This is a genomic window from Streptomyces flaveus (assembly GCF_014647675.1).
GTDB classification, from domain to species: domain Bacteria; phylum Actinomycetota; class Actinomycetes; order Streptomycetales; family Streptomycetaceae; genus Streptomyces; species Streptomyces flaveus.
Genome location: NZ_BMPQ01000015.1, coordinates 118593 through 143846 on the forward strand (window position 1 = coordinate 118593; position 25254 = coordinate 143846).

At 70.6% G+C, this 25254-nt stretch carries 21 protein-coding genes and 1 riboswitch; of the genes, 5 read left to right on the forward strand and 16 right to left on the reverse strand.

The annotated features are described in order from the left end of the window. Positions 1-32 precede the first annotated feature (32 nt). Complete coding sequence (locus tag IEZ21_RS27005) at positions 33-1139, reverse strand: pyridoxal-phosphate-dependent aminotransferase family protein (RefSeq protein ID WP_189324553.1); 1107 nt, start codon at positions 1137-1139, stop codon at positions 33-35. Between the two features lie 171 nt (positions 1140-1310). On the opposite strand from IEZ21_RS27005, the gene IEZ21_RS27010 reads away from it, so the two are divergent. From IEZ21_RS27010 to IEZ21_RS27030, 5 genes are all read left to right on the forward strand, one after another. Further along, positions 1311-2171, forward strand: a complete 861-nt coding sequence (locus tag IEZ21_RS27010; protein WP_189324481.1) for a transporter substrate-binding domain-containing protein — start codon at positions 1311-1313, stop codon at positions 2169-2171. After that, the gene (locus IEZ21_RS27015) at positions 2168-3001 is read left to right on the forward strand and encodes an amino acid ABC transporter permease (RefSeq protein ID WP_189324482.1); all 834 of its coding nucleotides are present in this window, start codon (positions 2168-2170) and stop codon (positions 2999-3001) included. The genes IEZ21_RS27010 and IEZ21_RS27015 overlap by 4 nt, the downstream gene beginning before the upstream one ends. Then, the gene (locus tag IEZ21_RS27020) at positions 2998-3798 is read left to right on the forward strand and encodes an amino acid ABC transporter ATP-binding protein (protein ID WP_189324483.1); all 801 of its coding nucleotides are present in this window, start codon (positions 2998-3000) and stop codon (positions 3796-3798) included. Before IEZ21_RS27015 ends, IEZ21_RS27020 begins: the two co-directional genes overlap by 4 nt. 25 nt (positions 3799-3823) lie before the next feature. Continuing rightward, a complete protein-coding gene (locus IEZ21_RS27025) occupies positions 3824-4915 on the forward strand; it encodes an amidohydrolase family protein (RefSeq protein ID WP_189324484.1) in 1092 nt (363 codons plus the stop codon). Between the two features lie 148 nt (positions 4916-5063). After that, on the forward strand, positions 5064-5759 hold the full coding sequence (locus IEZ21_RS27030) for an alpha/beta fold hydrolase (RefSeq protein ID WP_033317813.1): 696 nt from the start codon (positions 5064-5066) through the stop codon (positions 5757-5759). Between the two features lie 28 nt (positions 5760-5787). Here the strand turns inward: IEZ21_RS27030 and cobC are convergent, their stop codons facing one another. From cobC to IEZ21_RS27105, 15 genes are all read right to left on the reverse strand, one after another. Then, positions 5788-6873 carry an Rv2231c family histidinol phosphate aminotransferase CobC gene (gene cobC, locus IEZ21_RS27035; RefSeq protein ID WP_246568175.1) on the reverse strand — a complete coding sequence of 362 codons (1086 nt, stop codon included), beginning with the start codon at positions 6871-6873 and terminating at the stop codon, positions 5788-5790. Further along, positions 6863-7792, reverse strand: coding sequence for a sirohydrochlorin chelatase (locus tag IEZ21_RS27040; protein WP_189324485.1), 930 nt, complete (start codon positions 7790-7792; stop codon positions 6863-6865). The genes cobC and IEZ21_RS27040 overlap by 11 nt, the downstream gene beginning before the upstream one ends. After that, entirely contained in the window at positions 7789-8418 is a 630-nt protein-coding gene (locus IEZ21_RS27045; protein WP_189324486.1) for a precorrin-8X methylmutase, read from the reverse strand. Before IEZ21_RS27045 ends, IEZ21_RS27040 begins: the two co-directional genes overlap by 4 nt. Beyond that, positions 8415-10106 carry a precorrin-3B C(17)-methyltransferase gene (gene cobJ, locus IEZ21_RS27050; protein WP_189324487.1) on the reverse strand — a complete coding sequence of 564 codons (1692 nt, stop codon included), beginning with the start codon at positions 10104-10106 and terminating at the stop codon, positions 8415-8417. Before cobJ ends, IEZ21_RS27045 begins: the two co-directional genes overlap by 4 nt. Further along, complete coding sequence (gene cbiE, locus IEZ21_RS27055) at positions 10103-11389, reverse strand: precorrin-6y C5,15-methyltransferase (decarboxylating) subunit CbiE (RefSeq protein WP_189324488.1); 1287 nt, start codon at positions 11387-11389, stop codon at positions 10103-10105. The genes cobJ and cbiE overlap by 4 nt, the downstream gene beginning before the upstream one ends. Then, positions 11386-12213, reverse strand: coding sequence for a precorrin-4 C(11)-methyltransferase (gene cobM, locus IEZ21_RS27060; RefSeq protein WP_189324489.1), 828 nt, complete (start codon positions 12211-12213; stop codon positions 11386-11388). The genes cbiE and cobM overlap by 4 nt, the downstream gene beginning before the upstream one ends. 51 nt (positions 12214-12264) lie before the next feature. Then, on the reverse strand, positions 12265-13017 hold the full coding sequence (gene cobI / locus IEZ21_RS27065; protein ID WP_189324490.1) for a precorrin-2 C(20)-methyltransferase: 753 nt from the start codon (positions 13015-13017) through the stop codon (positions 12265-12267). Continuing rightward, positions 13014-14480 (reverse strand): cobyrinic acid a,c-diamide synthase CobB, encoded by a 1467-nt coding sequence (locus IEZ21_RS27070; protein WP_189324491.1) that lies wholly within the window; start codon positions 14478-14480, stop codon positions 13014-13016. The genes cobI and IEZ21_RS27070 overlap by 4 nt, the downstream gene beginning before the upstream one ends. Continuing rightward, a complete protein-coding gene (gene cobO, locus IEZ21_RS27075) occupies positions 14474-15073 on the reverse strand; it encodes a cob(I)yrinic acid a,c-diamide adenosyltransferase (RefSeq protein ID WP_033317806.1) in 600 nt (199 codons plus the stop codon). Before cobO ends, IEZ21_RS27070 begins: the two co-directional genes overlap by 7 nt. Next, entirely contained in the window at positions 15073-17097 is a 2025-nt protein-coding gene (locus IEZ21_RS27080) for a putative cobaltochelatase (RefSeq protein ID WP_189324492.1), read from the reverse strand. Before IEZ21_RS27080 ends, cobO begins: the two co-directional genes overlap by 1 nt. Positions 17098-17266: 169 nt before the next feature. Next, a complete protein-coding gene (gene cobN, locus IEZ21_RS27085) occupies positions 17267-20920 on the reverse strand; it encodes a cobaltochelatase subunit CobN (RefSeq protein ID WP_189324493.1) in 3654 nt (1217 codons plus the stop codon). Next, the gene (locus IEZ21_RS27090) at positions 20917-22452 is read right to left on the reverse strand and encodes a cobyric acid synthase (RefSeq protein ID WP_189324494.1); all 1536 of its coding nucleotides are present in this window, start codon (positions 22450-22452) and stop codon (positions 20917-20919) included. The genes cobN and IEZ21_RS27090 overlap by 4 nt, the downstream gene beginning before the upstream one ends. After that, the gene (locus IEZ21_RS27095) at positions 22449-23420 is read right to left on the reverse strand and encodes a cobalamin biosynthesis protein (protein ID WP_189324495.1); all 972 of its coding nucleotides are present in this window, start codon (positions 23418-23420) and stop codon (positions 22449-22451) included. The genes IEZ21_RS27090 and IEZ21_RS27095 overlap by 4 nt, the downstream gene beginning before the upstream one ends. Before the next feature lie 126 nt (positions 23421-23546). Beyond that, positions 23547-23690: riboswitch (cobalamin riboswitch) on the reverse strand. Positions 23691-23760: 70 nt separating this feature from the next. Then, complete coding sequence (locus tag IEZ21_RS27100) at positions 23761-23982, reverse strand: hypothetical protein (protein ID WP_189324496.1); 222 nt, start codon at positions 23980-23982, stop codon at positions 23761-23763. Positions 23983-23994: 12 nt separating this feature from the next. Then, entirely contained in the window at positions 23995-25209 is a 1215-nt protein-coding gene (locus IEZ21_RS27105) for an inorganic phosphate transporter (protein ID WP_189324497.1), read from the reverse strand. Between the last annotated feature and the right edge of the window lie 45 nt (positions 25210-25254).

A 25254-nucleotide genomic window follows, 5' to 3' on the forward strand; every position in this document is an offset into this window, starting at 1 on the left:
GCACGGTTCCGAGCACGCTGGCGGCGAAACTCTCAGGCCTCGGCCCATACCTCCGTCACCGCTCGGCGTCCCGCCTCCAGATCCACCGAGCGTCCCGACTCGGTCAGTGCCGCGCCCAAGGCGGCCACACAGGCATGCACAGCCCCACGCGTCGCATCGGGCCCATAGTGGTTGACCCGGATCATCTCCTTGGCCAGCACACCCCCACCCGCGACCACCGGAAGAGCTGGATCGGCGGCCAACGCCCGGGCCACCAGCTCCGAGGCGTCAACCCCCGTAGGCGTACGCAACGTTGTGGCAACCGGCGCCGCGTCCCCGGCCTCGTACACGTACGGCTCAAGTCCGCCGCCCAGGGCGAGAGCCGCCGCCCGGGTCGCCGCCGCGGCCGTGGCGTGGCGGGCCATCACCGCTTCCAGCCCCTCCACCTCGATCCGTTCCACGCACGCTTCGAGCGCGAGCATCTCGAGCTGTGCCGGCGCATGCAGCAGCGCCTTGCGGCCGCCGCCGATCCAGCGCTCCTTCCAGTCCAGAAGGGAGAGATACGAGCGACGCGGCGCCCGCGGATTGGCAGCCATCCGTGCCCACGCACGCGAACTCACCGACACCGCCGAGACCCCCGCGGGCCCGCCCATCGCCTTCTGCGCCCCGATCACGCACAGATCGACACCCCACGCGTCCGGCAGCAACGGCTCGGCCCCCACCGAGGCCACGGCATCGAGCATGAACAGCGCACCGTGCTCCCGTACGACCTCGCCTATCTCCGCCACGGGATTCGTGTTGCCGGTCGCCGCCTCCGCGTGGACCAGCGAGACGAAGTCGATCTCCGGGTGCGCCGCGAACGCCTCCCGTATCCGCACGGCCGTGACCGCCGTGTGGAACGGCACGGCGAGATCGATCACGGTCGCCCCGCAGTCCCGCAGCCAGTCTCCGAAGGTCTGCCCGTACGGGCCGGTGATCACGTTCAGCGCGGTCGTCCCCGGTCCTGCGGCGCCCCGGATGCAGCCCTCCAGCGGAAGCAGCGCCTCGCCCTGAGTGATCACGACGTCCTGCTCGGTGGAGAGCAGCCGCGCCACGCGATCCTCTATCGCCGCGAAGCGCGCGGCGGTCAGCGGCGCCAGGTTCAGGAACGGGTGGGTCATGGCGGTGCTCTCTTCGCTCACGGGGGTAGGTCGTTGAGAGCGTAACGGGCGGCCCCTGCGCCCCCGACCGGAGAGTTCTGAGGCTGGACCACCCAGTGACCATGGGAATGGTTTGGGTGACTCAAAGCTTTCCTTATAATCGAATCCTCAGTCCCCTCACAGGAGGTCCCCGTGAACACCGTCCCCGGACGCCGGACCCGCATTCTGGCCGCCACCACCGCGACGGCCGGGCTGCTGCTCGTGGCCGGCTGCTCGTCGGGCGACGGGGGAGGCGAGACCGTCAAGGGGGTCAGCCTCGTCGAGGCGGGGCAGCTCACGACCTGCACGCATCTGCCGTACCCGCCCTTCCAGTCGGAGATCGACGGCAAGGTGCAGGGCTTCGACGTGGCGCTCATAGACCTGGTCGCCAAGGACCTGGGCGTGAAGCAGGACATCCTGGACACGCCCTTCGAGAACTTCAAGACCGGCGCGTTCCTCAACTCCGGGGAGTGCGACCTCGCCGCGGCCGGCATGACGATCACCGACGAGCGCAAGAAGAACGTCGACTTCTCCGCCCCGTACTTCGACGCCACCCAGGCCGTCCTCGTCGACAAGAAGAGCGGCATCGGCTCCTTCGACGCCCTGAAGGGCAAGAAGCTCGGCGCACAGGCGCAGACGACGGGCGAGGAGTACGCGAAGAGCAAGGGCTTCGACCCGGTCTCCTTCGAGAGCTCCGACGCGGTCCTCAACGGCCTGCGCACCGGCCAGGTCCAGGCCGTCGTCATCGACTACCCGGTCGTTCAGGGCTGGCTCAAGGACAAGGCGAACGCCGACGCCTTCGAGGTCGTCGACAACCTCAACACCGGTGAGCAGTACGGCTTCTCGGTGAAGAAGGGCAACACCGAACTCGTCGAGGCCATCAACAAGGCGCTGAAGGACGCGAAGGCCGACGGCACGTACAAGAAGCTGTACGAGCAGTGGATCGGCCCATACGACGAGGGCGCCTCGAACGCCGCGGGCGCCGCCTCCGCTTCCCCGTCCGCCGCCTCATGAGCAAGGCCGACACCCAGGTCCAGCCACGCAAGCAGGGACTGACCAGGCGTCAGAAGCGGGCCGTCTCGCGAGGCATCCAGTACGCGGTCTTCGCCGCCGCCCTGGTCGCCCTCGGCGTCACGGCCGACTGGGACCGGCTGCAGAACCAGTTCGCCCAGGCCGACCTGGCGAAGGAACTGTTCCCGGACATCATCACGCTGGCGCTGCGCAACACCGTGCTCTACACGCTGTCCGGCTTCGCCTTCGGCCTCGCCCTCGGCATGGTCATCGCACTCATGCGGCTCTCGCCGGTGGGACCGTACCGCTGGCTCGCCGGCATCTACATCGAGATCTTCCGCGGGCTGCCCGCCCTGCTGATCTTCATCTTCGTGGGCGTCGCCGTACCGCTGGCCTTCCCGGGCACGGAGATCCCCGGCGGTACGTACGGGAAGGTCGCCCTCGCGCTCGGTCTGGTGGCCGCCGCGTACATGGCGGAGACCATCCGCGCGGGCATCCAGGCCGTGCCCAAGGGGCAGATGGAGGCGGCCCGTTCGCTGGGCTTCTCCCATGCGCGCGCCATGGCCTCGATCATCATCCCGCAGGCCTTCCGCATCGTGATCCCGCCGCTCACCAACGAACTCGTCCTCCTCTTCAAGGACTCCTCGCTGGTGCTGTTCCTCGGCGTCACCCTCGAGGAGCGCGAACTCGCCAAGTTCGGCCGGGACTTGGCGAGCGAGAGCGCCAACTCCACGCCGATCCTGGTCGCGGGCCTGTGCTATCTGCTGGTCACGGTCCCGCTCGGTTTTGTCGTACGCCGTCTTGAGGCGAAGGCCGGGGAGGCCACCAAATGAGCAGCACGAGCGGTACGCCAGAGATCCAAGTCCGCGGCCTGCACAAGTCCTTCGGCGACAACGAGGTGCTGCGCGGCATCGACCTGGAGATCGGCCGCGGCGAGGTCGTGTGCGTCATCGGCCCGTCCGGCTCAGGCAAGTCCACGCTGCTGCGCTGCGTGAACCTCCTGGAGGAGCCCACCAAGGGCCAGGTCTTCGTCGGCGGCACCGAAGTCACCCACCCCGACGTGGACATCGACGCCGTACGCCGCCGGATCGGCATGGTGTTCCAGCAGTTCAACCTCTTCCCGCATCTGTCGGTGACCGAGAACCTCGCCCTGCCGCAGCGCCGCGTACTGGGCCGCGACAAGGCGCAGGCGGCGAAGGTGGCCGCCGACAACCTGCGGCGCGTCGGCCTCTCCGAGAAGGCGGACGCGTACCCGTCCTCGCTCTCCGGCGGCCAGCAGCAGCGCGTGGCGATCGCCCGCGCGCTCGCCATGGGCCCCGAGGTGATGCTCTTCGACGAGCCCACCTCCGCACTCGACCCCGAACTCGTCGGCGACGTCCTCGCGGTGATGCGCATGCTCGCGAACGAGGGCATGACGATGATGGTCGTCACCCACGAGATGACCTTCGCGCGCGAGGTCGCCGACCGGGTCGTCTTCATGGACGACGGCGTGATCGTCGAGGACGGCACACCCGAGCAGGTCATCGGCAACCCGGCCCACGAGCGCACCCGCCACTTCCTGTCCCGGCTCCTCGACCCGGCCATGGCGGACGTGGAGGAGATCTCGGACCAAGTGGGCAAGGGGGAGTAGCCCACGCCTGACTAAAGTGCAGACCATGAGCGATCGCGCGGTGCTGCACGTGAAGGGGCGGGTGCTCGTCGGCCCCGACGACGCCCGGGACGAACTCTGGGTGATCGACGGCAGAGTCTCGTACGAGCGACCCGTCGGCGCCCGTGATGTCCGTACCGTCCAGGGCTGGGCGCTGCCCGGACTCGTCGACGCGCACTGCCATGTCGGGCTCGACACCCACGGCCCGGTGCCGGACGACGTCTCCGAGAAGCAGGCCCTGACCGACCGCGACGCCGGCACCCTCCTCATCCGCGACGCGGGCTCGCCCTCCGACACCCGCTGGATCGACGACCGCGACGACCTCCCGAAGATCATCCGGGCCGGCCGCCACATCGCCCGCACCCGCCGCTACATCCGTAACTTCGCGTGGGAGATCGAGCCGGACGACCTGGTTGCCTACGTCGCCCAGGAGGCCCGGCGCGGTGACGGCTGGGTCAAGCTGGTGGGCGACTGGATCGACCGAGGAACGGGAGACCTGAGTGCCTGCTGGCCGCGAGACGCGGTCGAGGCGGCCATCGCGGAGGCCCATCGCCTCGGCGCGCGCGTCACCGCCCACTGCTTCGCCGAGGACTCCCTGCGGGACCTGGTCGAGGCGGGCATCGACTGCATCGAGCACGCCACGGGCCTGACCGAGGACCTCATCCCCCTCTTCGCCTCACGCGGCGTCGCCATCGTCCCCACCCTCGTCAACATCGCCACGTTCCCGCGCCTCGCGGCCGGCGCCGAGTCCAAGTTCCCGCGCTGGTCCGCCCACATGCGACGGCTCCACGAACGGCGCTACGACACCGTGCGCTCCGCGTACGACGCGGGTATCCCCGTGTACGTCGGCACCGACGCCGGCGGTTCACTCGCGCACGGGCTGGTGGCGGGCGAGGTGGCCGAGCTGGTGACCGCCGGGATTCCGCCGGTCGAGGCGCTGTCGGCCACGGCGTGGGGTGCGCGCGCCTGGCTGGGACGCCCCGGACTGGAGGAGGGGGCGCCCGCGGACCTCGTCGTCTATGACGGGGATCCGCGGGCGGACGTACGGGTGCTGGCGGATCCCCGGCGGGTGGTGCTGAACGGACGGGTGGTCGGCTAGGGAGCGCTGGGGAGCGGCTCATCAGGCAGCGTTCGCCCTGTGGACCACGGCACGAGTCCGCCGCCGTCGCTTGTTGGCTGCGGCGGGAACCCTATGCGACTGAGCTGAATTCAGTTAAGGTCTCGCGGCATCGACGAGGAGGTCGCAAATGTCATTCGTTCTGATCCACGGAGCCGGCTTCGGTGCGAACTGTTGGGACGAGCTGATCCCCCATCTGAACGCGGAAGCGCTGGCAGTCGACCTTCCGGGTCGCGGGACGAGAGCCGAAGTCGGACTGGGCACGGTCACTCTCGCGGACTGCGCCGATGCGGTCCGGGAGGATGTCGAGGCGAAGGACCTGCGAGACGTGGTGCTGGTCGGCCACTCCTTCGCGGGAGTCACGGTGCCGCGCGTCCTGGACCTCATACCCGAACGGATCCGCCAGGTCATCCTCGTGTCGGCCGTCGTACCTCCCGACGGATCCCGGGTGCTCGACCAGATCGATCCCGGAGTGCGGGACCTGGTCGAACAGTCCATCGTCGGCGGTGTCTACCACCAGACACGCGAGGGCGCCGCCGCGATGCTGTGCAACGACATGGACGACGCGACCGCCGCATCCGCTCTGGACCGGCTGGCCGACGACTCGGGTGCCCTGCTGAGGGAGCCCGTGGACCTGAGCGGCTACCGGCGGGAGATACCCCGGACGTACGTGCACCTCACCCGGGACCAGTGCTACGTCGAGGAACTCCAGCAGCGATCCATCGCACTGCTTCGGCCGAACGTCGTCGATCTCGACACCGGCCACATGGCAATGATCAGCGCACCCGGAAAGCTCGCCGCCATCCTCAACGCCGTTCACGGCTGATCGCCGGGGCAGGGCAGTCCCCCCGCCGCTACCGCCCCACCCCTGTCACCGCCCTGTCCAGCGCCTGCAGGAACCGGTTCACCGTCGACCGGTCCCGTACCGCCAGCCGCAGCCACTCCTCGCCCAACCCCGGAAACGTATCCCCGCGGCGCACCGCGTACCCGAGGGTGCGCAGATGCCGTCGTACGACCGCCGCCCGAGGAAGCCGTACGAGGACGAAGGGACCCTCCGCGGGCTCCGCCACAGCCAACCCGTCGGAGGCGAACTCCTTGAGCCCCGCGACGAGATGGGTCCGGTCCGCAGCGACCCGGCGGGCCGCGTCGGCCTGTTCCGCGAGGGCCCGCGGGGACATGCAGGCCTCCGCCGCCGCGAGGGCCGGCGTGGAGACCGGCCACAGAGGCTGCGCCCGCTCCAGGTCCGCGATCGTCTCCGGAGGAGCGAGCACGTAGCCGATCCGCAGCCCGGCCAGACCCCACGTCTTCGTGAGGCTGCGCAGTACCACCAGGCCGGGGACGTCGACACGCCCGGCAAGGGCCTCGCGCTCATCCGGTACCGCGTCCATGAACGCCTCGTCGATCACCAACGTCCGTCCGGGGCGGGCGAGTTCGGCGATCACCGCAGCCGGGTGGAGGACGGACGTCGGGTTCGTCGGGTTGCCGATCACCACCAGGTCCGCGTCCTCGGGGACCGCCGACGGGTCGAGGCGGAAGCCGTCCTCCTCCCGCAGCAGCACCCGGTCCACGGCGTGACCCGCGTCCCGCAACGCCGCCTCCGGCTCCGTGAACTGCGGGTGCACCACCACCGGCTGACGTACCTTCAGGGCGCGGGCGAGCAGCACGAAGGCTTCCGCCGCGCCCGCCGTGAGGAGTACACACTCCACGGGGAGCCCGTGCCGGGCGGCCACCGCCGCGCGCGCGGCCCGGCCGTCCGGGTAGGCGGCCAGCCCGGTCAGCGACTCGGCTATTCGCTCGCGCAGCCACGTCGGGGGCGTGTCGGCGCGGACGTTCACCGCGAGGTCGACGAGGGCCGAGCCGTCGTCGCGTACCTCGGCGTCGCCGTGGTGACGGAGGTCGTGCGCCCGGTCCTCGGTTCCCTCGGGTCTCTCAGCGCGCATGGGAGTGTGCATGGCCGTGGTGGTGGCCACCGTGGTGGTGATCGTCGTCGTCCGGGTGGAAGTGCGGCTGCTGGGGCATGCCCACCTTGTCCTCGAAGCCCGGCAGTGCGATGCGGTAGACGCAGGAGTCGCAGTTCATCCGGAGGTCGCCGGCCACGGCTTCCCGATAGCGCTCCATCACCAGGTCGAGCAACTCCGGCTCCGGGCCGATGACTTCGGCCGACCGTACGTCGACCTCCGGGTGCGCCGCCGCCCAGCCCTCGGTCTGCAGCCGCACCCGGTCCGGCAGGATGCCGGTGAACAGGAAGTAGGGGAGTACAACGATCCGGCGGGCGCCCAGCCGCACGCAGCGGTCGAGCCCTGACGGCACATCCGGCGCCGCCAGCGACACGAACGCCGTCTCCACGCCCGCGTACCCCCGCCCCTCCCACAGCAGCCGCGCCGCCTTGTGGACCTCCGCGTTGGCGTCCGGGTCGGTCGAGCCGCGGCCGACGAGGAGAACGGTCACATCGGCCCGGTCGAGGGGCGTGCGCGCCGTAGAGCCGAGCGCTTCGTCGAGCCGTCGCTCAAGGACGGCGAGCAGCGCGGGGTGCGGGCCGAGCGGGCGCCCGTAGGTGTACGAGATCCCCGGGTGCCGTTCCTTCTCACGGGCCAGCGCCGCCGGAATGTCGCCCTTGGCGTGCCCGGCGGACACGAGCATCAGCGGGACGGCGGCGAAACGGCGTACCCCTCGCTCGACCAGCTCCGTCACGGCGTCGCCGAGCGGCGGCGGGGACAGCTCGATGAAGCCGCCCGCAACGGGGAGTTCGGGGGTGCGGCGGCCCAACTCCCGCACGAAGTCACGGAAGGCCTCGGCGCCCGCCTCGTCCCGGGTGCCGTGTCCGGCGATGAGCAGGGCGGGCGGCTGGGACGTGGTCACGGGTTCTCCTTCAGGGGCGCGGAGGCCTCGGATACGGGGTGTACGGGGTGTGAAGGGGGTACGGGGTGATACAGCAGGGCGTTCAGCGCCGCCGCGGCGACCGCCGAACCGCCCTTCTCGGAGACGTTGCTGACGGCGGGCAGCCCGCTCTGACGCAACGCGGCCTTGGACTCCGCCGCGCCCACGAAACCGACGGGCAGACCGATGACGAGCGCCGGAGCGGCGTCCAGCGTCAGCAGCTCCTCCAGCGCGGTCGGAGCGCAGCCGATCACCCACAGCGCACCAGGCCCGACCTGCTCGTACGCGAGCCGGATCGCATGCGCCGAACGGGTCAGCCCAGGACCGGACTCGGCGTCCTTCAGCCGGCACACGGTCTCGCGCCGGGTGATGCCCGCCGCGACCATCTCCACGTCCACCACGACGGGCGCCCCGCCGTGCAGCGCGGCATGGGCCTTCTCCAGCGCGCCCTCGTCCATGACGAGATCCTCCGCGTACGCGAGGTCGGCCGCCGAGTGGATCACCCGCTCCACGACCGCGCGCGTCAGCGGCGGGAAGTGCGAGGTGTCGAGCCGGGAGCGCAGCCGCCGGAAGGACTCCACCTCGATGGGGTGTACGACGCGGTTCACCTGGCCTCCTCCTGCCAGCGGTAGCCGCGCGGCGTGACCATGCGGCCCGCGATCTCACGGGTCGCCGTGTTGCCCACCGTCACGACCGTCATCATGTCGACGGTGGCCGCGTCGAGTTCGGCGAGCGTGGTGAGGCGGCTGGACTCGTCCGGGCGCGAGGCGTTGCGTACGACACCGACGGGCGTCGCCGGCTCCCGGTGCTCGCCGAGGATCGCGAGCGCCTTGGGCAGCTGCCAATCGCGGCCCCGGCTACGGGGGTTGTAGAACGTCACCACGATGTCCGCCTCCGCGGCGGCCCGTACCCGCCGCTCGATGATCTCCCACGGCGTGTGCAGGTCGGACAGGCTGATCGACACGTGGTCATGGCCGAGCGGCGCCCCCAGGATCGCCCCGGCCGCGAGCGCGGCGGTCACTCCCGGCACTCCGACCACGTCGATGTCGTCGGACGCCTCCGCGAGCGCGGGCGAGGCCATCGCGTACACGCCCGCGTCCCCGCTGCCGATCAGCGCCACCGCATGCCCGAGTCGCGCCTCCGCCACTGCGGTTCGGGCCCGCTCCTCCTCCGCGCCGAGCCCGGACTGAAGGATCCGGGTGCCGGGGCGGAGCAGGTCGCGGATCTGGTCGACGTACTGGTCGAGCCCGACGAGCACGGAGGCGCGGCGCAGTTCGTCCTTGGCGCGTGGGGTGAGGAGGTCGCGCGCGCCGGGACCGAGCCCGACGACGGCGAGTCGGCCGCGGGAGGGACGCCGTACGACGGCACAGGTCGCCATCGCGGGCTGTCCGGCCCGTCCGGCCGACTTCCGCTTGGGTACGAGGAGTTCGCCGCCCCGTACGAGCGCGGCGGCCTCCGCGACGGAGGGCGTACCGACGGCGGCAAGCGGGGCGTCCGACGGGTTCGGCACGGCCACGGCCGCCAACTCCTCGGCGGAGTACGTGACCAGAGGGACCCCGAGGCGGGCGGCTGCCTCCACGATGCCGGGCTCGTCGGCCTTGGCGTCGACGGTGGCGAGTTCCGCGAGGGACTTCGCGGAGAGCCCGGCGTCACGCAGGGCGTCCTCGATGTTCGCCAACACCTCGTCCACGGGGGCGCCCTTGGAAGCGCCGACGCCGACGACGAGGGACGGCGGACGGAGGACGACTTCGTGCGCGGTGGGCTCGGCCAGGCGGTCGCTGACGCGGATCGTGTACTGACCTGCCGGGGCGACGGGAAGCGGTGGCAGGGGCCACGGCACCTCTGCCTCCAGGGCGACGGGCTCCCCGTCCAGCAGGGCCCGCGACACGGCGGCGACATCCCCCTCGACCGGAAAACCGAGCGTGTCGAGGCCGGGCACCCCGACCGCGTCCGTCGCCGTCGTCACCACGGGCTGCGCGCCGAGCAACTCACCCACCGCGCCCGCGAGTTCATTGGCGCCGCCCCCGTGCCCGCCGACGAGCGAGACGGCGAACCGTCCGCCCTCGTCGACACACACGATCCCGGGGTCGGACGCCTTGTCCGCCAACAGTGGCGCGACGAGCCGCACAACAGCCCCAGTCGCCAGGAAGCACACCAGCTGCTCACACTCCGCGAAGGCCCGCCGCACGGCATCGCCCACCGGGCCGTCGTACACCCGCGTGCGATCCGGCCAGGCCGCGGCCACCCGTTCACGGGCCCTGGCACCCGCTGCCGTCGCCGAAATCAGGCCGATCACTGAGTAACTCCCTCGGTACGCGCCTGAGGCCTGACGCCCCACAGCAGAAAGACGGGATTGGTCGCCGCGAGCCGGGTCACGTCCCCGGGCAGCGGCGCGAGCCGGGACGACTGCAGCAGTACGCCGTCACAGCCGAACCCGGCGGCCAGTAGCGCCTCCCGCACCGCCGGAACCCGGTCCAGCGCGGCCATCGCCACCACGACCGACCGCCGCGCCCGCCGTGCGCAGGCCGTCACGATCGCGGGCAGCTCACGCCCGCCGCCGCCGATGAACACGGCGTCGGGGTCGGGGAGTTCGGACAGTACGGCGGGTGCGACGCCCTGCACGGCGGTCACGTGGACGCCGTGCGCGGCGGCGTTGGCGCGTACGCGCTCCACGCCGTCCCCACTCTTCTCGACGGCGGTCACGGCGGCCCCGAGCCGCGCGCACTCCACGGCGACCGAGCCGGAGCCCGCGCCGATGTCCCAGACGTGGTCGCCGAGCCGCGGCCCGAGCCGGGCCAGCGCCAGGGCACGTACCTCGAACTTGCTGATCATCGAGTCGCGGTACGTGAACTCGCCCTCGTCCAGGGCCCATTGGGGGGGCCCGGGTGGTGGCCCGGCGATCGTACGCACGGGGGAGAGGATGCGTGACTCGTCGAGGCACAGCACGACGCTGACCGCCGTTCCCCACTCGCGGGCGGCGGCCTCGGCGGGCGTGACCCGCTCGACGCGCTCGTCCGAGCCCGAACCCAGGGCCGAGGCCACGACGAGGACGCGCTCGCTCGACTGCGACTGCGACTGCGACTGCGATTGCAGCGCGGCGCCCAGTTCCGCGGGCCCGGCGCCCGGACCGGTCAGCACCGCCACCTTCGGGTGGGCCAGGCAGACGTTCACTGCGGTCCGTGGATCCCGGCCGTGAGCGCTCACCACGACCGCGTCGTCCCAGGTCAGGCCCAGTCGTGCGAAGGCGGTGGCGACGGAGGAGACACCGGGGCGTACGTCCAGGGTGTGGGCGCCGAAGCGCTCGGCGAGCGCTCGTACGATGCCGAAGAAGCCGGGGTCCCCGGAGGCCAGTACGACGACCCGCTGTTGATCGGCGTGATGCGCGGGCTTCTTCAGGTGCTGCTCGATCGCGTCGAGGGCGGGGGGCAGCGGACCGAGGACGATCCGTTCCACCGTGTCCGGCAGGCGGGCCGCCGCCAGATGCCGACGGGCGCCCACGACGAGTGTCGCCGCGGCCAACTCGGCCTCGGCGTCCGGAGGAAGGGGCGCCCCCGTTCCCGTACCGACGACGGTGATCATGGTGTGGCACCCCGCATGCCTTGCGTACGCAGCGCCTTACGAGCTTCCGGGTCCGCCTTGCGGAAGCCGTGGAAGTGGCCCGGGTGGTAGAGGTGTGAGCGGGTGCCGTGCGCGTCGAGGGCCGGGCCGACCAGGAACAGGGTGTGCTTCCACAGCTTGTGCTCCTTGACGGTCTCCTCCAGCGTGCTGATCGTGCACTTCACGATCAGCTCCTCGGGCCAGGTCGCCTGGTACGCGACCACGACCGGCGTCGTCGTCGGGTAGCCGCCCTCCAGCAGCTCCCGTACGAGCTGGCCGCTGCGGGCGGCGGACAGGAACAGCGCCATGGTGGTGCCGTGGCGGGCGAACTCGCGGACCTCCTCGCCCGGCGGCATGGGCGTCTTGCCGCCGCCGAGGCGGGTGAGGATCACGGACTGGGCGATCTCGGGGATGGTCAGCTCGCGCCCAGCCAGCGCCGCGACGGCGGAGAAGGAGGAGACGCCGGGGACGATCTCGGTCTCGATGCCGATGTTCTCGCACCGGTCGACCTGCTCCTGCGTGCCGCCCCACAGCGCCGGGTCGCCGGAGTGGATGCGGGCCACCTTCAGGCCTTCCGCCGCGGCCCGCTCGTACACGGCGACGACGTCCTCGAGCGACATGGTCGCCGAGTCGAGAATCTCCGCTCCTTCGCGCGCGTGCTCCAGGACCTCCTCCTGCACCAGGCTGGCCGCCCAGATGACGATGTCGGCCTCGGCGATCGCCTTCGCGGCACGGAAGGTGAGCAGGTCGGCTGCGCCGGGCCCGGCGCCGACGAAGGTCACCTTGGGGGTGGGGGCGTCGGGCATGGGGTGGGTCCTCTCCTACGAGTGGTACGAGTGATCAGCGATTTCGGGCGGTCACAGCTTGCCGCCGCGTTTGCCGTGGCGTTGAGCTGGGGCGATGAGGGTGGAGAGGTAGGGCAGGGGAGTGCCGTCCAGGTCGGCCGCGGGGCTGATCGACTCGTCGGGCAGGCCGAGTGCGGAACCCCATACCGCGTCATCGAGCCGCCCGGTCTCCCGCAGCGCCGCGACCACTTCCTCCGCGAGGCGGCCGAACTTGTACGCGACCACCGTGGCCGGACCGGCGAGCGCGTCCTTCAGCGCTGCGGCGCCGGCCGTGACGGGGACGAGGGTGAGTGGCTCGGTGCCCTCGGTCAGTACGGCACCTGAGCGGGCAGCGAGGTCCTGCATGGCGGTGATGCCGGGCACCGTTTCGACGACCGTCCCCGGAACCAACTCCTCGATGGTCTGCGCGAGATAGGTGAACGTGGAGTACACGTTCGGGTCGCCGATGGTCGCGAAGGCGACCGTTCCGTGGGTGCGCAGCAGCTCGGCCACCCGTGCACCGGCCGCGTCCCAGGCGGCCTCGCGCCGCGCGCGGTCCGACCGCTCGTTGAGCGCGAACACGACCCGTACGACCTTGTCCTCGGGCACGTAGTGCAGCACGGTGGCCTCGGCGCGGCCGCGCTCGCCGCCATCTTTTCCATCAGATGCAGCCATCACGGGAACGACGACCACGTCCGCCGCACGGAGAGCGTTGACCCCCTTGACGGTCACGAGCTCCGGGTCCCCGGGGCCGACCCCGACTCCGATCAGTCTGCTGCTGCTCATGACGTCCGGCACCTCTCCACGAACCGACGGGCGACGCCGGGTGCGGACGCCCAGTGCGTGTGCACGTAACTCGCGTGCACACCTTGTTGTACGAAACCTTCGACCCGCCGCTGCGGAGCGTGGAGCCCCCAGGCGGGAGCGGTCCCCGCGCCGGGCTCGACGACGGTGCGATGAAACTCGTGCCCGCGCATCCGCGTCCCGGCTACGGCGAGCACGCTGTCGCTCACGGCCACGGCGTCCCGATACCCCAGGGTCAGCCGCTCGTCCATACGGGCGGCCGCGTCCAGGACGCCGCACATGGGCTGACCGTCGAGCTCATGGGAGAGGTAGAGGAGGCCGGCACATTCGGCGGCGACGGGAGCGCCGCTGAACGCCAGCTCGGCGATGGCTTTGCGCAGGGGTTCGTTGGCGGACAGCTCGGCGGCGTACACCTCCGGGAACCCGCCTCCGATGACCAACCCGGCCGTTCCGTCCGGCAGTTGCTCGTCATGGAGCGGGTCGAAGGTGATGACTTCGGCTCCGGCGGCGGCGAGCAGTTCGGCATGCTCGGCGTAGGAGAAGGTGAAGGCGGGGCCGCCGGCGACGGCAACCCTTGGAAGCGCCGGGCCGGAACCAATCAGCCCGTCCGGCGGTTGAGGACGAGGCCGTTCAGGCCGATACGGGGGCCTGGGGGCGGAGCCCCCAGTTTCGGGAAGGGGCGGGACTGGGGAAAAAGCGCCGCAGGCCACCCCTTCAGCCGAATCCCACGTCGCACCCGACAACGCAGGCGCACTGCGCGCCAGCGCAAACAGCGCATCCAGATCGCATCCTTCACGCACCAGCGAAGCCATGGCACCGACCGCCTCAACAGCCTCCGCCCGCCGCTCGGCAACCGGCACAAGACCAAGGTGCCGAGAAGGAGTACCCACCTGCCGAGCCCGCCGCAGGACGCCAAGCACCGGCACCCCCGACTCGTCCAACGCCTCCCGCAACATCACCTCATGCCGCTCGGACCCGACCTTGTTGAGGATCACCCCGGCAACCCGCACCTCGGGATCCCAGGAAGCGAACCCATGCACCAACGCAGCCACCGACCGAGACTGCGAAGACGCATCCACGACCAACACCACCGGCGCCCGCAGCAACTTCGCCACATGAGCGGTGGAGGCCAACTCCCCCTCCCCGGCGGCCCCGTCGTACAGCCCCATCACACCCTCGACAACGGCGACATCACACCCACGCGCACCATGCGCGAACAACGGAGCCACCAACTCCGCCCCACACAGATACGCATCGAGATTCCGCCCCACCCGCCCAGCGGCAAGCGAGTGATACCCGGGATCGATGTAGTCGGGCCCCACCTTGTGCGGAGACACGGCAAGCCCCCGCGAGGCGAACGCCGCCATCAGCCCCGTAGCAACAGTGGTCTTGCCGCTGCCGGAAGACGGCGCGGCAATGACCAGCCGAGGGACGGAAATCACCACTCGATGCCCCTCTGGCCCTTCTGGCCGGCGTCCATCGGATGCTTGACCTTGGACATGTCGGTGACGAGATCGGCGAATTCGACGAGCTTCTCGGGCGCGTTCCGCCCGGTGATCACCACATGCTGCGTCCCCGGCCGATCCCGAAGCACCGAGATCACCTCGTCGACATCCACCCACCCCCAGTGCATGGGATAGGCGAACTCATCGAGGACATACAGCTTGTACGTCTCGGCAGCGAGGTCCCGCTTGACCTGCTCCCACCCCTCGCGGGCCTTCTCCTCGTTGTCCATCTGGGAGTCGCGCTGCACCCAGGACCAGCCCTCACCCATCTTGTGCCAGTCGACGGACCCGCCCTCACCGGAGGCACCGAGAACCCTGAGCGCGTTCTCCTCGCCGACCTTCCACTTCGCCGACTTCACGAACTGGAACACCCCGATCGGCCACCCCTGATTCCAGGCCCGCAACGCGAGCCCGAAGGCGGCGGTGGACTTGCCCTTGCCGATCCCCGTATGCACGACGACGAGAGGACGATTACGCCGCTGACGAGTCGTCAACCCGTCATCCGGTACGACACTCGGCTGTCCCTGCGGCATTACGCGGCCCTCCTGCCGTTGCCCCTGCTGCCCTGAACGTCCCTGACGAGCCCGGCGATCGAGTCGGCCCGCAGCTCGTCCAACGTCACTGCCGTACCACCAAGTTCACCCGCGAGCTGCCCGGCAAGACCGAGCCTTACCGGCCCCGACTCGCAGTCGACGACCACGGACGCGACCCCATCGGCCGCGAACAGCCGCGCCGCGCGCCCAGCGAGCGCGACCGGCTCGGGGCCACCCGTAGCCCGCCCGTCCGTCACCACGACGACGAGCGAACGCCGCGCGGGATCCCTGAGCCGCTCCACCCGCAGCACGTCATGGGCCCTCAACAGCCCCGCGGCCAGCGGCGTCCGCCCACCCGTCGGCAACGACTCCAGCCGGGCCGCCGCCGCGTCCACCGACGAGGTCGGCGGCAACGCGACCTCGGCGTCCTTCCCCCGGAAGGTCACCAGCCCCACCTTGTCCCGCCGCTGATACGCGTCGAGCAGCAGCGACAGCACAGCCCCCTTCACCGCACTCATCCGCTGCCGCGCGGCCATGGATCCGGAGGCGTCCACGACGAACAGGACGAGATTGGACTCGCGGCCCTCTCTGCTCGCCTGTCGCAGGTCGTCGCGTCGTACGACAAGTCCGGGCCCCGACCGCCCACGAGCCCGCTGATGCGGGGCCGCGGCCTGCACGGTCGCCGCCAAGTGCAGCTTGGTGAGCGCCCCTTGGGGCCGCCGGGCCCCGGTGGTCCGCCCGTGCTCGGTCCGCGCCCGGGACCGCCGCCCGGCGGCACCCTCGCCGAGTCCGGGCACGCTCAGCGCCTTGGTACGAAACGGCTCGGCAGCCCGTACGGGGGACTGCTCACCGCCACCGGGTGCGGCCGGCGCCTGCTCGTCGCCCTCCGAGGGTTCGCCCTGCGCCGGAACATCACCGGCGGGGGAGTCATCCCCGTCCGGCCCGTCCTGCGGCGGCTGCCCGCCACCGCCGGGCCCGTCCGGATCCGGGTCCTCGTCGCCGGAGTCGCCCTCGCCGCCGAACTCCTCGAGCGTCTCGTCGAGCTTGTCCTCATCAAGTCCCGGCGCATCAAAGGGATTACGCCTCCGACGGTGAGGCAAGGCGAGCAGCGCGGCCTGTCGGACGTCCTCCGCGAGTACGTCGGTACGTCCGGCCCACGCGGCCAGCGCGGTCGCCGTCCGCGCCATAACGATGTCGGCGCGCATGCCGTCCACTTCGAACGCGGCACACGTCGCCGCGATTTGCCGCAGCGCCCCGTCGCCGAGCTGTACGGACGGCAGCAGCTCACGCGCGGCCACGATCCGTGCCCGTACGGCGGCCTCCTCGTCGGCCCAGCGCGCCGCGAAGCCGGCGGGGTCATCGTCGTACGCGAGCCGTCGCCGTACGACCTCTACACGCTGGTCGGGTTCCCGCGAGGCGGCGACCTCGACGGTCAGCCCAAAACGGTCAAGGAGCTGGGGCCGCAGCTCGCCCTCTTCGGGGTTCATGGTTCCGACGAGAAGAAATCGGGCGGCGTGACGGACGGAGACGCCTTCTCGCTCGACGTACGAGGCACCCATCGCGGCGGCGTCCAGCAAGAGGTCGACCAAGTGGTCGTGCAAGAGATTGACTTCGTCGACGTACAGGATTCCTCGGTGCGCCGAGGCAAGCAGCCCTGGCTCGAACGCCTTCACGCCCTCCGACAGTGCTCGCTCGATGTCGAGTGCGCCGACGAGCCGGTCCTCGGACGCGCCGACCGGCAGCTCGACCATTCGCGCGGGACGCGTCGTACCGGTCCCCACCTCGTGCGGACCGTCGGGGCATGCCGGATCTGGCGACCCGGGCGCACATGAGAACCGGCACCCGGCGACGACGTCCACCTCCGGCAGGAGGGCCGAAAGGGCGCGCACGGATGTGGACTTGGCAGTCCCCTTTTCCCCGCGCACGAGGATTCCGCCGACCTGCGGTGACACTGCGTTCAGCAGCAGTGCCAGCCGGAGGTCGTCCTGTCCGACGATGGCGGAGAACGGGTAGGGGGTGGTCACGCTGTGATCACTCCTTCGGGTGACATTTCACTGAGCGGGGCGAAGGCTGGCTGCAGGCGTGCCACGGTCAAGGCCTGGTCCCCGCCGACGCGGGGGTGTTCCGACCAGGACGCTCGGCGATGAGACACACCGGGTGTTGTCCCCGCCGACGCGGGGGTTCCCAGGGAGATCACTCGTCTCCCTCCAGATCTCCCTCAAGTTCGAGGTAGGTCGCCCGGAGCCGGTCCAGGGTCTCCTGGTCCGGCTCCGCCCACAGCCCGCGCTCTGCCGCCTCCAGCAGACGTTCGGTGATGCCGCGCAGTGCCCACGGATTGGACTTCCGCATGAAGTCCTGGTTTTCCTGCGAGAACACGTACTCGGACGCGAGTTTTTCGTACATCCAGTCGTCCACGACCCCGGCCGTGGCGTCGTACCCGAAGAGGTAGTCGACGGTCGCCGCCATTTCGAAGGCACCCTTGTAACCATGCCGCCTCATGGCGCTCATCCAGCGAGGGTTGACCACTCGCGCCCGGAAAACCCTGTGGGTCTCTTCGCCCAGCGTCCGCGTTCGCACCTGGTCGGGCGTGGCGCTGTCGCCGACGTACGCCTCCGGACTCGCCCCCGTCAGGTGCCGCACCATGGCGACCATGCCGCCGTGGTACTGGAAATAGTCGTCCGCGTCGACAAGATCATGTTCTCTGGTGTCGACATTTTTCGCCGCCACCGCGATCCGCTTGAACGCCGTCTCCATGTCCCCGCGCGCCGCCCGCCCCTCAAGCCCGCGCCCATACGCATAACCGCCCCAAACCGCGTACACCTCGGCGAGGTCCGCATCGCTCCGCCAGTTCCGCGCATCGATCAACGGCAGCAACCCCGCCCCATAAGCCCCCGGCTTCGACCCGAAAATACGAGCCGTAGCCCGCCGCCGATCCCCATGCGCAGCAGCGTCCTCCTCCACATGCGCCCGCACGAAGTTGCTCTCCGCAGGCTCATCCAGCTCCGCCACCGCCCGAACCGCATCGTCAATCAGCCCCACCACATGCGGAAACGCATCCCGGAAGAACCCGGAGATACGGACCGTGACGTCAATCCGCGGCCGCCCCAGTTCCTCCACCGGAACCACCTCGAAGCCCGTCACCCGCCGCGACGCGTCGTCCCACACCGGCCGACACCCCAGCAGCGCCAGGATCTCCGCGATGTCATCGCCCTGGGTGCGCATCGCGGACGTACCCCAGACCGTCAGGCCGACCGACTTCGGGTACTCACCGGTGTCGGCCAGATACCGCTGGACCAGTGAGTCCGCCAGCGACTGCCCGACCTCCCAACTCAGCCGGGACGGAATGGCCTTGGGGTCGACCGAGTAGAAGTTGCGGCCGGTCGGCAGGACGTTCACGAGCCCGCGCGTTGGCGAACCCGACGGCCCAGCCGGGACGTAACCGCCGTCTAGGGCCCGGAGGATGTGGTCGATCTCGTCAGTCGTACGGGCGAGACGCGGCACAACCTCACGGCACGCGAACTCCAACACCGCCACGGCGTCGGGGAGTTCGGAGCCGACGACCTCGCGTACGAGATCGGGGACAGCCGCGACGTCCCATCCGCGCTCCTCCATGCCCTCCGCGACCCGGCGGCACAGGATCTCCAGGAGGTCGATCGCGTCCGAAGCCGAGCGTGACGGTCCCTCGACGAGGTCGGTCAGCTCGGTCGGCACCTTCAGCGGCGCGCCCGGCTCGGCGAGCAACTCCTTCTCGATCAGCCCGAAATGGGAGGCGAACGAGGCGCGCAGGCCCGGCAGCGCGTTCGCCGCGCCGCCCCACACCTGCGAGGCCCGCAGCACGGCCAGTACGAGATTGACGCGCGCCTCGCCCTCCGGACCGCCGCCCAGGATGTGCAGCCCGTCCCGGATCTGCACGTCCTTGATCTCGCACAGATAGCCGTCGATGTGCATGACGAACTCGTCGAACGCGTCGTCGTCCGGCTGATCGTCCACATGCAGGTCGTGATGCAGTTCGGCCGCTTTGACCAGCGTCCAGATCTGCGCGCGCACCGCGGGCGCCTTCGTCGGGTCCAGGTCGGACACGAGGGCGTACTCGTCGAGGAGTTGCTCCAGCTTCGCCAGATCCCCGTAGGTGTCCGCGCGAGCCATCGGCGGTACCAGGTGGTCGACGACCGTGGCGTGACCGCGGCGCTTGGCCTGGGTGCCCTCGCCGGGGTCGTTGACGATGAAGGGGTAGATCAGCGGCAGGTCGCCGAGCACCGCGTCCGGTGCACAACCCCCGCTCAGTCCAAGCCCCTTGCCCGGCAGCCACTCCATCGTGCCGTGCTTGCCCATGTGCACGATCGCGTCGGCGCCGAACGAGAGTTCCAGCCACCTGTACGCCGCCATGTAGTGGTGCGACGGCGGCATGTCCGGGTCGTGGTAGATCGCGATCGGGTTCTCGCCGAAGCCACGGGGCGGCTGGATCATGACCACGACGTTCCCGAACTGGAGGGAGGCCAGCACGATGTCGTCCCCGTCGACGTACAACGACCCCGGCGGCTCACCCCACGCCTCCAGCATCCCCTCCCGCAGCGCGGGGTCGAGCTTGTCGAACCACGCCTGGTAGTCGGCGAGCGGTACGCGCGCCGGCGCGGCGGCCAGCTGATCCTCCGTCAGCCACTCGACGTCGTGACCGCCGGCCGCGATGAGCCGGTGGATCAACTCGTCGCCGCCGGACGGATATTCGGTGACCCCGTATCCCGCGTCCCGCAGTGCGTCAAGGACCCGTACCGCTGAAGCCGGGGTATCGAGCCCCACCGCGTTCCCGACGCGCGAGTGCTTCGTCGGGTAGGCGGTGAAGACGAGCGCGAGCTTCTTCTCGTCGTTCGGCTTGTGCTTCAACTGGGCGTGGCGTACGGCGATTCCGGCGACGCGCCCGGCCCGTTCCGGATCGGCGACATACACCGGTACGTCGTCAGGGCCTTGCTCCTTGAAGGAGAACGGGACCGTGACGATCCGCCCGTCGAACTCCGGGATCGCGACCTGCATCGCCGCGTCCATGGGGGAGAGGGCGGCATCGGACTCATCCCACGCCTGCTTCGAAGACGTCAGGCAAAGCCCTTGCAGCACAGGGATGTTGAGGTCCGCCAGCGCCCCGATGTCCCAGGCCTCCTCGTCACCGCCCGCCGAGGCCTGCGAGGCGTGTGTGCCTCCCGCCGCGAGCACGGTGGCGACCAGCGCGTCGGCCCGCCCGAGGATCTCGTACAGGCCTTCGTCGGCGCCGCGCAACGAACCGCAGTACACGGGAAGGGCGTTGGCGCCGCGCGCCTCGATCGCGTCGCACAGGGTGTCCACGAAGGCGGTGTTGCCGGACAGTTCATGGGCCCGGTAGAAGAGCACGCCGATGGTCGGGCGGCCGTCGGCGTACGGACGCTCACCGTGGATGCCGTACTCGGCCATCTTCCGCGGTTCCTCGAAGCCCTCGCCCGTGAGCAGCACGGTGTCGGAGAGAAAGCGGGCCAGCTCGGCGAGGTTCCCGGGGCCGCCCTCGACGAGGTACCGCAGTGCCTCCGCCACGACACCGGCCGGTACCGATGACTCGGCCATCAACTCCGCGTCGGGGACAGTCTCCCCGCCGAGCAGAACCGTCGGGATCCCGGACGCCTTCAACGCCGCGAGCCCGTCCTCCCAGGCGCGTTTGCCACCCAGCAGGCGTACGACGGCGATGTCCGCGCCCTCGACGAGCGCGGGCAGCTCCTCCGCCACATCCACCCGGGTCGGATTGCCGATCCGGTACGAGGCGCCGGAAGCGGCCCGGGCCGCCAGCAGATCCGTATCGGCGGTCGACAACAACAGCACTGTGCTCATACGGGCGCTCCCGGTGGAATGAAGGGCAGTCCTGAGGGCGCGCCCGACTCGATGAGTCGCCACAGCGCGTCCGTGTCCGCGTGGTTCTCGATCAGATCGCCGAGCCGGTCGAGCTGTTCCTCGCGCAGCGCGGCGAACGAGGTGTCGGCGGCCGGTACGAAACGGCGGCCCGCGGCGGCCGCCACCTCGCGCAGGAAGGCCCGCCGGAAACCGTCCGACTCCAGCGAGCCGTGCCAGTGCGTGCCCCAGACCTCGCCGACCCGGCAGCCGTCCAAGCTGTGTCCATTGTCATCAGAGATGAACGCGGCTCCACCGGTGACTTCGGCGACGCCGTGATGGATCTCGTACCCCTCGACGTACTCACCGAGCGCCTCGCCGACGGGCCGCGTGAGGGTCTTCTCGCGCGCGAACCGCACGCGTACGGGGAGCAGTCCGAGTCCGTCGACATGGCCCGCACGTGACTCGACCTCGTCCTCGATGTGCTTGCCGAGCACCTGGAAGCCGCCGCAGATGCCGAGGACGGGCCGCCCCTCAGCGGCTCTGCGCATCAGTGCGTCCGCGAGGCCGCGCTCCCGCAGCCATTCCAGGGCCCGCACCGTCCCGCGGGTCCCCGGGATCACCACGAGGTCGGCGTCGGCTAGCTCCTCGGGGCGGTCCACGAATCGCACCACGACGCCCGGTTCGGCGGCCAGCGCGTCCACGTCGGTGAAGTTGGACATGAGGGGGATCGCACAGACGGCGACCCGTAGGACGTCCTCGCCGACGGGCGGAGCGACCACGGACTCGCGCACCGTGCCCCGCAGCGACACCCGCAGTCCGTCCTCCTCGTCGATACCGAGGCCGTGCTGGAAGGGGAGCACGCCGTACGTCGAGCGCCCGGTGAGGCCGTGGAGCATGTCCAGCCCCGGCTCCAGCAGCGACACATCGCCGCGGAACTTGTTGACCAGGAACCCGGCGACGAGTTCCTGGTCCTCCTGCGACAGCAGAGCGACCGTCCCGAAGAACGACGCGAAGACCCCGCCACGGTCGATGTCACCGACCACCAGCACAGGGAGCCGGGCATTCCTGGCGATCCCCATGTTCACGATGTCGGTCCGCCGCAGATTGATCTCGGCGGGACTGCCCGCCCCCTCACAGATCACCGCGTCATACGTGCCCCGCAACTCGGCCAGGCAGTCCAGCACGGTCCCGAGGAGCTTTTCCTGCCTCCCGCCGTGGTAGCCGCGGGCACTCAGCTCTCCCACGGGCTTGCCCATGAGGACGACCTGGCTGCTCCTGTCACTTCCCGGCTTCAGCAGTACGGGGTTCATGAGCGCCGTCGGCTCGACGCGTGCGGCCTGTGCCTGCATGGCCTGTGCGCGCCCGATCTCGGCGCCCTCGCGCGTGACGAACGAATTGAGGGACATGTTCTGCGCCTTGAAGGGGGCGACTTTCACCCCCTGGCGCACCAGCCACCGGCAGATCCCGGCGGTGACCACGCTCTTGCCCGCGTCGGAGGTGGTCCCGGCGACGAGTAGCCCGCCGCCACTCATGACGTACGCCCCTTTGCGATGAGCCGACCGGTGAGGAGCCGTCTCGTGACGAGTCGCCCGGCGACGGTCGCACCGAGCGCGAGCCGGCTCACGCTCCGCGAGAGCCGTACGGCCCGCTCGATGTCGTCGACCCGCACGGCCCGCCCCTCGCCGTTGAGTACCGGCCGGTGCTCGACTCGCCCCCCGTACGAGAGCGTTCCGCCCAGCCGTACTCCCAACGCTCCCGCGAACGAGGCCTCGACGGGCCCGGCGTTGGGGCTCGGGTGCCGGGTGGCGTCGGCGCGCCAGGCGCGTACGGCCCCGCGTGGATTGCTGCCCGCGACGGTCGCGAGCAGGGCGGTCAGCCGGGCGCCCGGCCAGCCCGCCACGTCGTCGAGCCGCGCGGAAGCCCAGCCGTAACGCCGGTACTTGGGCGACCTGTGCCCGACCATGGCGTCCAGCGTGTTGACGGCCCGGAAGCCGACGAGTCCCGGCACACCTGCCACGGCGCCCCACACCAGCGCGCCGACCACCGCGTCGGAGGTGTTCTCGGCGACGGACTCGACGACGGCCCGGGCGATCCCGTCGGCGTCCAGCGCCTGGGGGTCCCGTCCGCACAGGTGCGGCAGCCGTTCCCGGGCCATCTCGATGTCCCCTGCGGCGAGTGCCTCGCCGATGACCCGGGCCTCGCGGCCGAGCGAAGTCCCGCCGACCACGGCCCAGGTGGCGGCGGCGGTCAGCGCTACGGAGGCGGTGCGGGAGGTACGTACGGAAGTGGCGGCGAGGGCGGCGAGGGATACGGCACCGCCTACGCACACGGCGGTGTGCAGCGCGCCCCACCCACGGTGGTCCCGCCACAACACCCGTTCCACGGCGCCCGCGGCCCGCCCGAACGCGGCGACCGGATGTCCACGGCGCGGATCGCCGAGGAGTTGGTCACCGAGGAGGCCGGCGGCGGCGCCGTACGCGAAAACGCGATCGGCACGCATGGAGGTCAGCCTGTCGCTACGTCAGGCAGAACCCTTGGGGCCCTCGCATCCCTCGTACTCGGCAAACTGATCCGCAACAGGCAGCCGCGCATGGCGTTATGTCCTCACTCAGGGTGTCCGCGCCCTGGTTCGACGAGACCGACGGCGAGAGTTCCTGGCTCCCGGGGAGTTACTTCCCCGGTGACAGTGGCGGGACCGCGCCGGACTCACACCGGCTTCCTCTTCTGCCGCCGTACTTGGCTCGGGCAGTCCACCACGCCCGTCAGCAGCCGTCAACTTGCCGCTGACCTGCGAAGGGAGAGTGTGCGAAGGCCCACACAGGCGGGTGGCGTGCGGGACGTCAGGCCACGATCAGGTAGATCCCGTACGCCACCGCCGCCGTGCATGCCGTGAAGCAGGCGTACGCGCCGGTCGTCGCGAGGGTCGCGGAGTTGCCCTGGGCGGACGCCGACTCGCGCTTGGAGAGGCCGGCGATGCCGAGGGTGAAGAGGCCCACGAGGGCGACGGTGACGATGAGGCTGACACCGAAGACGGAGCCGAGGGCTGCCCAATCGATCTTCATGCTGTTCGTTCCTTAGACCGTGGCGGTACGGGCGGGCTCGGTGCCCGGCTCTTCGACGGTGCCCGTCGGGGGCGGGGTGACGGCGGTGATGGCCGTGGTCACCACGTCGACGGGTTCCTCTGTGACGTTGGTGTCGTTGACGTTCGTGTGGTCGATCACCTGGCGGCGGGAGACCACCCAGATCGCGGCGCTGGACGCGACCAGGAAGACGGCGACGAACGCGGTGCCCCAAGTGCCGAAGGAGGTCACGTACTCCGCGATCGCGGCGACCAGAGCCGCGGCCGGCAGCGTCAGGCCCCAGGCGACGAACATCCGGGTGGCGGTGGACCAGCGGACCACACCGCCCTTGCGGCCGAGGCCCGCGCCCATCACCGAGCCGGAGACCGAGTGCGTGGTGGACAGGGAGAAGCCGAGGTGCGAGGAGGCCAGGATGACCGTGGCCGCGCTGGTCTGGGCGGCGAAGCCCTGCTGCGGCTGGAGGTCGGTGAGGCCCTTGCCCATCGTGCGGATGATGCGCCAGCCGCCCAGGTAGGTGCCGAGCGCGATCGCGAGACCGGCGGAGAGGATCACCCAGGTCGGGGGGTCCGAGTCGGGGGCGACGGCGCCGCCGGCGACCAGGGCGAGGGTGATGATGCCCATGGTCTTCTGCGCGTCGTTCGTGCCGTGGGCCAGCGAGACGAGTCCGGCGGAGGCGATCTGACCTGTGCGGTAGCCCTTCTTGGCGGCTTCGCCGTTCGAGTTCCTGCCGAGCTTGTACGTCAGCCGGGAGGCGAGCATCGCGGCGAGGCCCGCGACCAGCGGGGCGGCGATCGCGGGGATCAGCACCTTGGTGACGAGGACGTCGCCGTGCACCGCGCCGGCGCCCGCCGAGGCGATGGTGGCGCCGATCAGGCCGCCCATGAGGGCGTGTGAGGAACTGGACGGCAGGCCGACGAGCCAGGTCAGCAGGTTCCAGAGGATGGCGCCGACGAGCGCGGCGAAGATCACCTCGGGTTGTATGCCGTCTTCGTTGACCAGGCCCTTGGAGATCGTGTTGGCGACCTCCACGGAGAGGAACGCGCCGACGAGGTTGAGTACGGCGGACATGGCCACAGCGGCCTTGGGCTTCATGGCGCCGGTCGAGATGGTGGTGGCCATCGCGTTGGCAGTGTCGTGGAAACCGTTCGTGAAATCGAACGCGAGGGCAGTGACCACCACTATCGCGAGGATCAGCGAGAAGTTCTCCATTTACCCGTTACCCGGTCTTCTGTCGGACGTCATCGGTCTGTGGAC

What these genes read in the sequence shown, in the direction of transcription:
- cbiE (WP_189324488.1), bottom strand. Translation starts at nt 11,389, where the DNA reads ATGATCACCGTCGTCGGTACGGGAACGGGGGCGCCCCTTCCTCCGGAC.
- IEZ21_RS27005 (WP_189324553.1), bottom strand. Translation starts at nt 1,139, where the DNA reads ATGACCCACCCGTTCCTGAACCTGGCGCCGCTGACCGCCGCGCGCTTC.
- IEZ21_RS27020 (WP_189324483.1), top strand. Translation starts at nt 2,998, where the DNA reads ATGAGCAGCACGAGCGGTACGCCAGAGATCCAAGTCCGCGGCCTGCAC.
- cobC (WP_246568175.1), bottom strand. Translation starts at nt 6,873, where the DNA reads ATGCGCGCTGAGAGACCCGAGGGAACCGAGGACCGGGCGCACGACCTC.
- cobM (WP_189324489.1), bottom strand. Translation starts at nt 12,213, where the DNA reads ATGCCCGACGCCCCCACCCCCAAGGTGACCTTCGTCGGCGCCGGGCCC.
- IEZ21_RS27015 (WP_189324482.1), top strand. Translation starts at nt 2,168, where the DNA reads ATGAGCAAGGCCGACACCCAGGTCCAGCCACGCAAGCAGGGACTGACC.
- IEZ21_RS27025 (WP_189324484.1), top strand. Translation starts at nt 3,824, where the DNA reads ATGAGCGATCGCGCGGTGCTGCACGTGAAGGGGCGGGTGCTCGTCGGC.
- IEZ21_RS27030 (WP_033317813.1), top strand. Translation starts at nt 5,064, where the DNA reads ATGTCATTCGTTCTGATCCACGGAGCCGGCTTCGGTGCGAACTGTTGG.
- cobI (WP_189324490.1), bottom strand. Translation starts at nt 13,017, where the DNA reads ATGAGCAGCAGCAGACTGATCGGAGTCGGGGTCGGCCCCGGGGACCCG.
- cobO (WP_033317806.1), bottom strand. Translation starts at nt 15,073, where the DNA reads ATGCCGCAGGGACAGCCGAGTGTCGTACCGGATGACGGGTTGACGACT.
- IEZ21_RS27090 (WP_189324494.1), bottom strand. Translation starts at nt 22,452, where the DNA reads ATGAGTGGCGGCGGGCTACTCGTCGCCGGGACCACCTCCGACGCGGGC.
- IEZ21_RS27100 (WP_189324496.1), bottom strand. Translation starts at nt 23,982, where the DNA reads ATGAAGATCGATTGGGCAGCCCTCGGCTCCGTCTTCGGTGTCAGCCTC.
- cobN (WP_189324493.1), bottom strand. Translation starts at nt 20,920, where the DNA reads ATGAGCACAGTGCTGTTGTTGTCGACCGCCGATACGGATCTGCTGGCG.
- IEZ21_RS27095 (WP_189324495.1), bottom strand. Translation starts at nt 23,420, where the DNA reads ATGCGTGCCGATCGCGTTTTCGCGTACGGCGCCGCCGCCGGCCTCCTC.
- IEZ21_RS27105 (WP_189324497.1), bottom strand. Translation starts at nt 25,209, where the DNA reads ATGGAGAACTTCTCGCTGATCCTCGCGATAGTGGTGGTCACTGCCCTC.